The sequence below is a fragment of the Larkinella soli genome (assembly GCF_003703975.1).
Lineage (GTDB): Bacteria > Bacteroidota > Bacteroidia > Cytophagales > Spirosomataceae > Larkinella > Larkinella soli.
This window is the reverse complement of sequence record NZ_QTJY01000011.1, coordinates 186,546-198,400: the sequence shown is the minus strand read 5'-3', so window position 1 is coordinate 198,400 and position 11,855 is coordinate 186,546. Positions and strand designations below refer to the sequence as shown.

Genomic DNA, 11,855 nt, shown 5'->3' with positions numbered 1-11,855 from the left:
ACCCTTTTTTGTTTTCTATTAAAGAAGGTTTAAACCGTAACGGAGGTGTTCAGATGGAGCACGTCGCTGGTGTAGGCCCGGGTTTGTTCGGCCAACGCGGGATCCGCGGCCAAGGACTTTCCAAACGACGGGATCATCTCCCGCAGCCGGTTCTGCCATTCGGGCGAGTCGATCCGGTCTCTGAAGCAGCGCCGGAGCAGGTCGAGCATGATCGAAACCGAGGTGGAGGCTCCCGGGGAAGCCCCCAGCAGGGCCGCAATCGAGCCGTCGGCGGCACTCACCACCTCCGTGCCGAATTCCAGCACACCGCCTTCTTCGGGGTCTTTCTTGATCACCTGAACGCGCTGACCGGCCGTTTCCAGGTCCCAGTCTTCGAGCCGGGCCGTCGGCAGGTAATCCCGCAGGGCTTCCAGCCGGTCTTCCGGCGACTGCCGCACCTGATCGATCAGGTACTTCGTCAGCGGAAGGTTATGCAGGCCCGCGGCCATCATCGGGATGATGTTGTTAATCTTGATGGAAAGCGGCAGGTCCATGTAGGAGCCGTTTTTCAGGAACTTGGTCGAAAAACCGGCATAGGGTCCGAAAAGCAGCGCCTTCTTTCCTTCGATCATGCGGGTATCGAGGTGCGGGACCGACATCGGGGGAGACCCCACGGCGGCTTTTCCGTATACTTTCGCCTGGTGGCGTTCGATCACCTCAGGATTGGTGCAGACCAGCCATTGCCCGCTGACCGGGAAGCCGCCGAAGCCCTTGCCTTCCTCGATGTCGGATTTTTCGAGCAGCGGCAGAGAGCCTCCGCCCGCGCCGATGAAAACGAAGCTGGTGCAGAGCGTCCGTTTTTTGCGGGTCGCCCAGTTTTTGACCGTAATTCGCCATTTCCCGTTCGGTTTCTTTTCCAGATCCCGTACCTCGTGGGCCAGATGAAGCTGAACCCCTTCCTGGCGGGCGAGATAATCGAACAGGGCGCGGGTCAGGGCGCCGAAATTGACGTCCGTCCCGATTTCCATCCGGGTGGCCGCCACTTTCTGTTCCGGATCCCGGCCTTCCATCACCAGCGGAATCCAGTCGTTCAGCTGGTTCCGGTCTTCGGTATACTGCATCCCGTGGAAGAGGTGGTTCGTCAGCAGGGCCTCGTGGCGCTTTCTCAGGTAGTCGACGTTCTCTTCCCCCCAGACGAAGCTCATGTGCGGGATGTCCCGGATGAAACTTTGCGGATTGGAGATAATATTCCGTTCCACCAGGAAGGCCCAGAACTCTTTGGAGACCTCGAACGACTCCGCGATCTTCACGGCTTTCGAGATGTCTACGGAACCGTCGGGATTCTGGGGCGTATAGTTCAGTTCGCAGAAGGCGGAGTGGCCGGTTCCGGCGTTGTTCCAGGCATCGGAACTCTCGGCGGCCAGCACATCCAGCCGTTCAAATATTTCAATCGTCAGATCCGGGTCCAGTTCTTTCAGGAGCAGGCCGAGCGTGGCGCTCATGATGCCGGCCCCGATCAACACGACGTCAGGATCTCTTCGGGAAGAACGTTTACTGGTAGTCATACTATAGATGGTATTGGAATCCTGTTATTGTCCAAAACACATTGATAATACAACTCAAAATTGGGAGATGTGATTCAGAAAATTATCATTATTCTATTTTAATATTCCGGCGAGTATCGGTATTTTTCAAAGATTAGGGTAAGAAGTGATGAAATTCCGGAGGAAAGTACAATCGGTCCGGTGGGTCTTATCTGGGATTGTTTACATTTTTCGTCGGCCGGGTATCCCGCCCGGCCGACGATGAAACCGTTTTGTCTTCCTTTTAAGGGATGGTCGGCGTATCCAGTTCGGCCAGCGATTCGAGAATCTCTTCCTGCGTGACCTCATGCTCGACCAGTTTGCCGGACAGGTACTGCTCGTAGGCCCCCATGTCGAAGTGCCCGTGGCCGCAGAGGTTGAACAGGATGGTTTTGGCGGTTCCCTCTTCTCTGGCCCGCTCGGCTTCCCGGATCACCGTGGCGATGGCGTGGGTAGCTTCCGGTGCCGGAATGATGCCTTCCGTCTGCGCAAACCGGATCCCGGCTTCGAAACATTCGAGCTGTTTGAACGCCTGGGCCTCGATCAGCCCGTCTTTCAGCAGCTGGCTGACGATGGCTCCCGCGCCGTGGTAACGCAGGCCGCCCGCGTGGATGGGGGCCGGGATAAAGTTGTGGCCCAGGGTGTACATCGGCAGCAGGGGCGTCATGCCGACCGTATCGCCCAGATCATACCGGAACACCCCGCGCGTCAGCTTCGGGCAGGAAGCCGGCTCGGCCGCGATGCAGCGGATGGATTTTCCCTCCTCCAGATTGTAACGAAGGAAGGGGAAGCAGATGCCCGCAAAGTTGGACCCGCCCCCGAAAGGAGCCACCACGATGTCCGGGAAATCGCCGGCCTGCTCCAACTGCCAGACGGCTTCCAGCCCGATCACGGTCTGGTGCATCAGCACGTGGTTCAGCACCGAGCCGAGGGCGTAGCGCGTGTCTTCCGACTGAAACGCCAGTTCGACGGCTTCCGAGATGGCGATGCCCAGACTGCCCGGTGAACCGGGGTCCTGGGCCAGAATCTTCCGCCCGGCGGCCGTGCGGTCGGAGGGAGAGGGATACACCGACGCCCCCCAGGTGTTCATCATGATCTTGCGGTACGGTTTGCCGTCGTAGCTGGCCCGGACCATGTATACCTCACACTCGATGCCGAATAGCTGGCAGGCGAAGCTCAGCGCGCTGCCCCACTGCCCGGCCCCGGTTTCGGTGGTGATGCGCCGGATGCCCTCCTGCTTGTTATAATAAACCTGCGGAACGGCCGTGTTCGGTTTGTGGGAGCCGGCCGGACTGACGCCCTCGTATTTATAATAGATTCTGGCGGGTGTATCCAATAGCTTTTCCAGACCGTGGGCCCGGTAGAGAGGGGTGGGTCGCCAGATTTTATACACCTCCCGGACCTCGTCCGGAATGTCGATCCACTTTTCCGTGGAAACTTCCTGTTTAATCAGTTCCATCGGGAAGAGCGGGGCCAGCATTTCCGGCCTGATCGGCTGTTTCGTGCCCGGATGGAGCGGAGGCAGCGGTTTGTTGGGCATATCGGCCACGATATTGTACCAGCGGGTAGGTATGTCTTCCTCCGAAAGCATGAATTTTTTCTGTGCCATCTGATGGGTTGGTTAAGGATTGTTAAAATGTTACCTATAAGTTATTCGTTTAAACTAAATCTGGTATTTTATTGTCTTCTTTGTAGAATTTTCCGGCAATCCGCTAACCAAATTTTATATGTCTTTTAAGAAAACTGCAATTCGCTTTCTCGGCGTTATCTCCCTTTTTGCCTTTGCAGCGGCCGGCGGTCAGGCTCAGTCCGCCAAACAGTGGTTCCATCTGGATTTGAAAGCCGATACCGTCGTCGGGATCAGCACGGATCGTACCTACCGCGAACTGCTGAGCAGCCGCAAACCCACGCCGGTGGTGGTGGCGGTCATCGACGGAGGCATCGACTCGACCCATGAAGACCTGAAGCGCGTTCTGTGGACCAACCCGAAAGAGATTCCGGGCAACGGCATCGACGACGATAAAAACGGGTATGTGGACGACATTCACGGCTGGAACTTTATCGGAGGCAGGGACGGCCGCAACGTGCAGTACGAAACCGCCGAAGTGACCCGCCAGTATGTGCGTCTGAAGGCCCTGTATGAGGGCAGAAAGCGTGCGGACCTGAAACCCGCCCAGCAGAAGGAATACGACCTGTTTGTGAAAACCAAAGCCGAAGTTCAGAAGAAACGGCAGGAATACCAGGAACAGTACCAGTCGATCAGCAGCTTCTACGGCCAGTTTCAAACCGTCGTGGCGGCCCTGAAGCAGGCGCTGGGCGTTTCGAAACTCGATACCAACATCCTGAAAAACCCGACGGCCGGCGACGCGCTGGTCAAGCGCCAGGCCGCCCTGCTCTATGAACTGATGGCTCCGCAGGGCTACGGGGACGCCGACGACGTTCAGAACGAACTGAAGCGGGGCATGGAGGAACTGAAAGCCCGGGCCGAATACGCCTACAATCCGGAATACGACAGCCGGAACATCGTCGGCGACAAGCCGGACGATCTGAACGACAACAACTACGGTAACCCGGACATTTCGGGTCCGGACCCTCTGCACGGTACCCATGTGGCCGGGATCATAGCCGCCGACCGCACGAATGAGGTGGGCGTGAAAGGCGTTGCGGATCAGGTGCAGATCATGGCCATCCGGGCCGTTCCGGACGGCGACGAACGGGACAAGGACGTGGCCAACGCCATCCGGTATGCCGCCAACAACGGCGCCCAGATCATCAATATGAGTTTCGGGAAGGATTATTCTCCCCAGCGCAAAGCCGTGGAGGATGCCATGAAATACGCGCTCTCGAAGGGCGTTCTGCTGGTCCATGCCGCCGGCAACGACAGCAAGTTCCTCGACACGACCGCCAGCTATCCCTCCGACAAGTACCTGGACGGAACGCCCATCCCGAACCTGATCACCGTGGGGGCCATTGCCTCGAAAGAGGGTGAAAATCTGGTCGCTCCGTTCTCCAACTACGGCCGCAAATCGGTCGACGTCTTTGCCCCGGGTCTTGGAATCTACTCGACGACGCCGGGCAACCAGTATGAAAACCTGAGCGGAACGAGTATGGCCGCCCCGGTCGTTACCGGCATCGCGGCCGTGCTGAAGTCTTACTTTCCCCGACTGACCTACGCGGACCTGAAGCGGATCATTCAGCAGTCGGCGACCGTATACCGGACGAAGGTGCTGCGGCCCGAATCCAAACAACTGGTCGATTTCTCGGAGCTTTCCCGCACCGGAGCCGTCGTGAACCTGTACGAAGCCGTTAAAATGGCCGCCGGGGAAGAGGCCTCCGGCGGTGCCCGGAAAGGCCTTAATTAAGCGGTTCTTAAATAAAAAATGAAGCGTCAGGCGCTTTCCTCAATAAGCTCTTTATTGAGGAAGGCGCCTGACTGCATTCCGGCCGAAACCGCCACCGCCACCGACCGCATCGGCTGGCAGTTATCGCCTGCGGCATAAATACCCGGAACTTCCGTCCGGAAAAAAGCATCGACGTTCAGGTGACCCGAGGGCTTCAGGGTGCAGCCCAGGTCCTGCGGAACCGGGCAGTGCTGCGTGAAGGGAACCCGGGCAAACAGGGCCGTCAGCGGGCGGGTGGTGGCGTCCCCGAACCGGAGCTGCTGCATGGTGCCGTTCCGGTGTTCGATCTCCGCTAGGGGCTTCTCAATGATTTCAATGTTCAGGCGTTCCAGTTGCGCTTGCTGCTCGCCGGTCAGGGAGGCCGGGCCGTGGGTGAACAGCGTCAGCGACGGCGTCCAGTGGCGGATCAGGCCGGCCAATTCAAAACCCATATCGCCGTTGCCCAGAACGCCCAGGGGCCGGCCGTGCACCTCATATCCGTGGCAGTAGGGGCAATGCAGGACCGAGATTCCCCAGCATTCGGCAAAGCCCGGCAGCCCCGGCATCTGGTCGGCTATGCCCGTGGCAAACAGTAACTTCCGACTCAGAAAGGTTTCTCCGGCTTCGGTCTTTACGACAAAACGGCCGTCTTCCCGCCCGGCCCCGACAACGGTTCCGGGCATGAACCGAACCGTCGGATAGGCCAGCACCTGCCGGAGCGCGCGTTCGGCAATCACTCCCGGCTTTTCTCCATCCTGCGTGATAAAGTTATGCGCGTGGGGCGTCTGCCGGTTGCAGGGCTTCCCGCCGTCGATGATCAGGACGTTGCGAAGGGCCCTTCCCAGCGTCATTCCGGCCGAAAGACCGGCGTAACTTCCTCCGATAATGATGACATCAAAAACCAGGGCAGTCGGCATAGCATTTTTTGTTGGATACCGCTGCAAGGTACGCCGTTTTTGCAACGTTGTTGCATTTAAGCGAAGAAAATTCCTTTTCCCGTATTTAACGACCTGGTTTTAAGCTTAATCGGCCTTTTGTCCGATTTCGTCGAGGGAATGAAAAATCCGTTTTCCGTATTCCCGGGCGATCCGGACCATCTCATCGGCGCCGGACGACGGGCCGCCGATGCGAAGCACCCCGTCGACTCTGGACAGGAGCCGGATCGCCACCGGGTGAAAAAGCCGGTTGAAGACTTCGTCGCCGATCTCCTTCGAACCCGCTTCCTCGATCAGCGGCAGGGCGAACCATTCGCCCAGAACCGGCAGGTGGCCTTTCTCATAAATCTGGAGGGCGGTTCGGGTCATGTGGGCGACATTGGCCTGAATGCGTTCAGGCTGGTCGTTGGTTCCGGAGCGATACGGTCCGGCTACCAGAATCAGAAGAGGTGTTTGAGCCATGGTTTTGTAGAGTGAACACTATAATTCTTTCAGGTCCAGCTGCTGGATCAGGGCCGGAACCTCCGGGGTCAGGGTAAAAAAGACCTCGATGTTTGCCTTTTCTCCTTCCAGGATAAACCGGCCCCGAAGCTGGTTTTCGGGGATCAGTTCGCCGATGCGTTTGATTTTTCCGGCTTTGGCAAACAGCGCCTGAACTTCCTTCCGCCGGGATTCCGGCGAGCGGTCGGGGAAGAAATTTTCGGCGAATATCGTATTTCCGGCTGATGGCGACCCGTTTTGGAATAGTTGAACCAGTTCGGCTTTCCGCCGGGCCAGGATGGGAGACACCGGCAGCGACCTCGGTTTGAGTCCAGTTACCGAAATCAGTGTGTCCATCACCGCCCAGTTGGCGCTGCTCATTCCGGCATAGGAAAGATTCCCGCAGGCCACGACACCGATGCCGTATTCGGGCATCACCCACCACTGGCTTCCGAAACCCGGCAGGCCGCCGGTATGGCCGACGTACTGCCGCCCTTCACCATCCCGGCTCCAGCGCAGGCCGTAACCGTAACTGCTGACCATCGGAGAAAGCCGCCCGGACGGATACCGGAACGTGCTGTTGAGGTTGTTGAACGTCCAGGGCTGCTGCATCTCCCGGACCGAACTCCGCCGTACCGGCCCGGTTTCGGCCTCGTTCCGCGGGGGCCAGGCGGCCAGATGAACGGCCATGTATTTACTGAAATCCTCCACCGAGGTAATCAGGCCGCCCATGGCCCCGTAGGAACCGTCGTGCAGCAGCGATTCCTCTTTCCACTGCCCGTCCTCCCGCCGGTAGCCGTGGGCCAGCAGGTCCGCCCGGACGCGGTCGTATTCCCAGACGGTCTGGGTCATGCCGAGCGGTTTGAGGATGGTTTCGGTGATGTATTCCTGATACGGTTTTCCGGAAACTTTCGTAATGACGGCGCCCAGCAGGGCAAAGCCCAGGTTGCTGTATTCGTAGGTAATGCCCGGCACGTTGGAGAGAGAAAGGCCGGTTTTCAGGAGGTTCATCAGGTCGGCGTCGGTATCGGCCAGCTGGCGGTCGCCCCAGGGGTTGTCTTCTGGGAAACCGGCCGCGTGGGTCATCAGGTGGCGGACCGTGATGGGCGGGGCGTCGGTCGTCAGCGGGCGGATCTGCTTCATCTCCGGGATATACGTCCCGGCGGGATCGTCGAGCCGGAGTTTGCCCTCATCCCGCAGCCGCAGGATCGCCATCGTCGTAAAGCTTTTGGTCATCGAGGCAATCCGGAACAGGCTTTTCGGGGTGGCGGGCGTTTTCTTTGCCAGGTCGGAATACCCGAAGGCGCCCGAATACACCAGCCGGCCATCCACGACGATGCCGAACGCCATGCCGGGAAACTGGTTTTTCCGGGCGTATTCCCGATAGACGGCCTCCACGGCCGGGAAAGCTGCCGTCAGCCTTTTCAACCGGTCGGGATCGGTGAAAACCGGGGGCTGATAGGTGGCGGTTTGCGGGGGAGAGGACTGGTTTTCAGGGGCGGGCTGGGCAAAGGCGGGCCCGGCCGCCAGGAGGGCCATCGGGAGAAACCATTTTTTCATACCGCCAAAATAAGACGCAAAGGGCAAAAAGCGCGATTCCTGACGAAACAACGTACCTTTGTTTTCAAAATAACCGACCCCTATGGCTTCCGAACAGCCCAATAACCCGCTTCACGGCAAAACGCTGGAAACCATCCTGACCGAACTGGTCGATCATTATGGATGGGAGCGGCTGGGAAACCGGATCGACATCCGGTGTTTTAACGAAAATCCGAGTGTCAAATCCAGCCTGACCTTCCTGCGCAAAACGCCCTGGGCGAGGCAGAAGGTGGAGGAACTTTACCTTAGAATGAAGAACCGATGAAATTTCAGGACTATGAAATTGCTCCCGAGATCAAAAGAAATCTGGAGACGCTGGGTTTCAAACGGCCGACCGATATCCAGTATAAATCCATTCCGGCCATTCTGAAAGGGGAGGACGTGCTGGCGATTGCCCAGACCGGCACCGGCAAGACGGCCGCCTTCGCCATCCCGGTCATCAGCCTGCTGCACGAGCGGAAGACCTCCTTGCGGACGGAGGGCATCAAATGCCTCGTGATGCTGCCCACCCGCGAACTGGCCCTCCAGATCACGGAGGTGTTTCAGCAGATCGGCCGGCACACCCGGGTCACTACCTTCTGTGTGTTCGGGGGTGTCGAGCAGGGGCCGCAGATCAGCCGGCTGGAAAAGGGCATCGACATTCTGGTGGCCACCCCCGGCCGGATGTTCGATCTGGTGAGTCAGGGGTACATCCGGCTCCAGCGGGTGGAATTTCTGATTCTGGATGAAGCCGACCATATGCTCGACCTCGGGTTTCTGAAGGACATTCAGGACCTGATCCGGTTTCTCCCAAAGAAGCGCCAGACCCTGTTTTTCTCGGCCACCATCGACGAAACCATCAAGAAGCTGGCTTACTCACTGGTTCACAAGGCCATCCGGATTCAGATCTCTCCCGACAATCCGGTCAACAAAAACATCGAACATTCGGTGGCCTTTATCGAAATGGACGACAAGCGTTTCTTTCTGGAGCGGATGATCAGGGAGCATCCCGACCAGAAGATTCTGGTGTTCGTCCGCACCCAAATCCGGGCGGAGCGGGTCGCCAAAGCCCTTGAACGCATGGAAATCCGGAGCCTGACCATGCACGGAGGCAAAGAGCAGACCGACCGGCTGGACGTGCTGAAACGGTTCAAGGCCGGGGAAATCCGGGTGCTGATCGCCACCGACGTCAGCGCCCGGGGCATCGACATTCCCAACGTCGATTTCGTCATCAACTATGACCTGCCGGAACCGCCGGAAAATTACGTCCACCGCATCGGCCGGACGGGTCGCGGGACGGCCCGGGGGCAGGCGGTGGCCTTCTGCAGCACCGAAGAAAAGCCTCTCCTGAAAGACATCGAAGCCTATCTGAACAAACCGATCGCGGTGCTGGACATTTCCAAAGCGGACTATATGGCCACCAAAGACAACACGGCCGATCTGGATTTCAACCTGAAGTCCCTCATGCAGGAAGTGGCCTCCTTTGAAGACGTTCGCCGGAAGAAAAAGAAGAAATGATGAAAACCGCCCTGTCGTTCGTCCTGGCCTGCGGCCTGCTTTCCGGATTCACCGGCCGATCTTCTCTTTTTTTACCGAAAGGCGAGATTCAGGACGGTTTGCCCGGCGCCTTTCCCCGCGAACTGGTGCAGTTTGAGCCGGCCGGCAAGGCGCCGGTTTTTGCCGGGACCGGCATCGACACCTGGGATGAAAAAATCCGCGAACGGGGCTATATTCTGCGGGAGGGCAGCACCTGGCACCTCTGGTATACCGGCTATCGAAACGAGAAAAACGCGGTGCTGCACCTGGGATACGCGACCTCCCCCGACGGCATTCGCTGGACGCGATACGCGCAAAACCCGGTGCATGACCAGGGCTGGGTCGAGGATATGTGCGTCGTCAAATCCGGCAATACCTACTATATGTTTGCCGAAGGGAAAGACGACATTGCCCAACTGCTGACCTCCACCGACCGCGTTCGCTGGACGGAAAAAGGTCCCCTCGACATCCGGTATAGGGATGGAAAACCGCTTTCCGAAGGTCCGCGTGGCACACCGGCCGTCTGGAAGGAAGGGAACACCTGGTATCTGTTTTACGAACGCCGGGATGAAGCGATCTGGGTAGCCACCAGCCGGGACCTGTCCACCTGGACCAACGTTCAGGATGAACCGGTGCTGAAAGCCGGCCCCGAGCCGTATGACCGATACGGGGTGGCGATGAACCAGGTCATCAAACACAAGGGGCTGTATTACGGCTACTACCATGCCACGGCCTTCTCCGACTGGCGGGAATGGTCTACCAACGTAGCCGTGTCGAAAGACCTGATCCACTGGACGAAGTATGAACGAAACCCCATCATCGGCGACGATAAATCCAGCGGTATTCTGGTTCACGACGGTACCCGGTATCGAATGTATACCATGCACCCGGCCGTTTATCTTTTTTACCCGAAGCCCTGAGAGGTGGTTTGAGGAAGCGTTTTTTGCTTCCGGCTCGGATGGTCATCCTGGGGAACAAGAGCCGCCGGACCACCCCCCAGCCCCCTCCTTGTCAAGGAGGGGGTGGCTTCGCAGGGTTTGAATCGGGCAGCGCTCTCCCCCTCCTTAACAAGGAGGGGGTCGGGGGGTGGTCAACAGGACGACAAACCGCCCGGAAGGGCAAAACCCTTCCCCAAACCCCCTCTAATCGCCCCAGGAAGACTGGAAACGGATGATCCCGATCAGCCTGCCGGAGGATTGACCCGGCTTACCAGCGCCATCAGGCCCAGGCCGAGCAGCGACATCAGCCCGAACGACCATTGCAGATTCAGGGCTTCGGCCAGAAAGCCCACCACGGGCGGAACGATCAGAAAGCCGGCGTAGGCAATGGTGGAGACGGCCGCAATGACCGAACCCGTGTTGCCGAGGGTGGCGGACTGGCCGGCGATGGCGATGACCAGCGGCACCACGCACGACACCCCCAGCCCGACCATCATAAAACCCAGCCCCGCCGTGAGGACCGTCGGCCACAGAGCCGCCAGCAGCAGACCGGCACTCATCAGCGCCCCGCTGGTGGAGAGCACCGCCTTCCGCCCGAACCGGTTGACGACGTAATCCCCCGAAAACCGTCCGGCCGTCATCGCCACCATGAAGACCACAAAACCGGCGGCCGTAAATTCCTTCGGAGCCTGTACCACCTTCTGAAAATAAATGCCGCTCCAGTCGTACAGCGTGCCTTCGCAGGCCATCGAGGAAAAGGACATCAGCCCGAATTTCATCAGCGATCGGTCGGGCAGCACGAAGCCCGTCCGGGTGGCCTGCCGGTTTTCCGGTTCCGGCAGGCTGGCCGGAAACAGGATCAGAGCCAGGCCCGTCAGGAGGAGGCAGACCAGCGTAAAATGGTAGGCCGGAGGGATGCTTATCGAAATCATCAGCGACCCGAAGGCCGCCCCCGCAAAGCCGGCCACGCTCCAGATGCCGTGAAACGTATTCAGAATAGACTTGCTGTACAGCGACTGCACTCCGATGGACTGCGCGTTGACCGAAATGCTGAGCTGGTTGCGGGACGCCCCGAAACAGAACAGCAGAACGGCCAGTTGCCAGGTCTGATCGACCAGCCCCAGAACCACCAGAATCAGGTTGAGCAGAATCGCCCCGAACAGCATCATGTTCCGGCTGCTGAAGCGGGCGATCAGCAGACCCGTCAGCGGCAGGGTCAGGATCAGGCCCAACGGCATGGCCAGCAGGACGGCCCCCAACTGGGCTTCGTTCAGGCGGAGGTGCTGCTGGAGGGTGGGAATGCGGGAGGCCCAGGAAGAAAATCCGAAGCCGGAGATGAAGAAAAAACCGGCAATGGCGATGCGGATCTGCCGGGGCGATTTCAGCAGACCCGGGAATTGCAGGGGTACGGATTTATCACTCACGAAGGACGCTAATCAGGTTATA

At 58.8% G+C, this 11,855-nt stretch carries 10 protein-coding genes; 4 read left to right on the top strand and 6 right to left on the bottom strand.

The annotated features are described in order from the left end of the window. Nucleotides 1-29: 29 nt before the first annotated feature. Together DX909_RS19430 and DX909_RS19425 are read right to left on the bottom strand one after the other, a co-directional pair. Nucleotides 30-1,544, bottom strand: coding sequence for a malate:quinone oxidoreductase (locus DX909_RS19430; protein WP_128546873.1), 1,515 nt, complete (start codon nt 1,542-1,544; stop codon nt 30-32). Nucleotides 1,545-1,806: 262 nt separating this feature from the next. Next, nucleotides 1,807-3,171 carry a TrpB-like pyridoxal phosphate-dependent enzyme gene (locus DX909_RS19425; protein WP_128546872.1) on the bottom strand — a complete coding sequence of 455 codons (1,365 nt, stop codon included), beginning with the start codon at nt 3,169-3,171 and terminating at the stop codon, nt 1,807-1,809. A gap of 118 nt (nt 3,172-3,289) precedes the next feature. Between DX909_RS19425 and DX909_RS19420 the strand changes: the two genes are divergently transcribed. After that, entirely contained in the window at nt 3,290-4,924 is a 1,635-nt protein-coding gene (locus tag DX909_RS19420) for a S8 family peptidase (protein WP_128546871.1), read from the top strand. A 26-nt stretch (nt 4,925-4,950) separates the two neighbouring features. Here the strand turns inward: DX909_RS19420 and DX909_RS19415 are convergent, their stop codons facing one another. From DX909_RS19415 to DX909_RS19405, 3 genes are all read right to left on the bottom strand, one after another. Continuing rightward, a complete protein-coding gene (locus DX909_RS19415) occupies nt 4,951-5,859 on the bottom strand; it encodes an NAD(P)/FAD-dependent oxidoreductase (protein WP_128546870.1) in 909 nt (302 codons plus the stop codon). A gap of 105 nt (nt 5,860-5,964) precedes the next feature. Continuing rightward, a complete protein-coding gene (locus DX909_RS19410; RefSeq protein WP_128546869.1) occupies nt 5,965-6,339 on the bottom strand; it encodes a DUF4406 domain-containing protein in 375 nt (124 codons plus the stop codon). 18 nt (nt 6,340-6,357) lie between these two features. Beyond that, the gene (locus DX909_RS19405) at nt 6,358-7,917 is read right to left on the bottom strand and encodes a serine hydrolase domain-containing protein (protein ID WP_128546868.1); all 1,560 of its coding nucleotides are present in this window, start codon (nt 7,915-7,917) and stop codon (nt 6,358-6,360) included. A gap of 82 nt (nt 7,918-7,999) precedes the next feature. On the opposite strand from DX909_RS19405, the gene DX909_RS19400 reads away from it, so the two are divergent. From DX909_RS19400 to DX909_RS19390, 3 genes are read left to right on the top strand one after another with little or no spacing between them, the layout of a single operon-like run. Beyond that, complete coding sequence (locus DX909_RS19400) at nt 8,000-8,221, top strand: VF530 family protein (RefSeq protein WP_128546867.1); 222 nt, start codon at nt 8,000-8,002, stop codon at nt 8,219-8,221. Further along, nucleotides 8,218-9,453 carry a DEAD/DEAH box helicase gene (locus tag DX909_RS19395; protein WP_128546866.1) on the top strand — a complete coding sequence of 412 codons (1,236 nt, stop codon included), beginning with the start codon at nt 8,218-8,220 and terminating at the stop codon, nt 9,451-9,453. Before DX909_RS19400 ends, DX909_RS19395 begins: the two co-directional genes overlap by 4 nt. Then, on the top strand, nt 9,453-10,391 hold the full coding sequence (locus DX909_RS19390; RefSeq protein WP_206513021.1) for a glycoside hydrolase family protein: 939 nt from the start codon (nt 9,453-9,455) through the stop codon (nt 10,389-10,391). The genes DX909_RS19395 and DX909_RS19390 overlap by 1 nt, the downstream gene beginning before the upstream one ends. 260 nt (nt 10,392-10,651) lie before the next feature. On the opposite strand, the gene DX909_RS19385 is transcribed toward DX909_RS19390, so the two are convergent. After that, entirely contained in the window at nt 10,652-11,833 is a 1,182-nt protein-coding gene (locus DX909_RS19385) for an MFS transporter (protein WP_206513020.1), read from the bottom strand. Nucleotides 11,834-11,855: the final 22 nt, after the last annotated feature.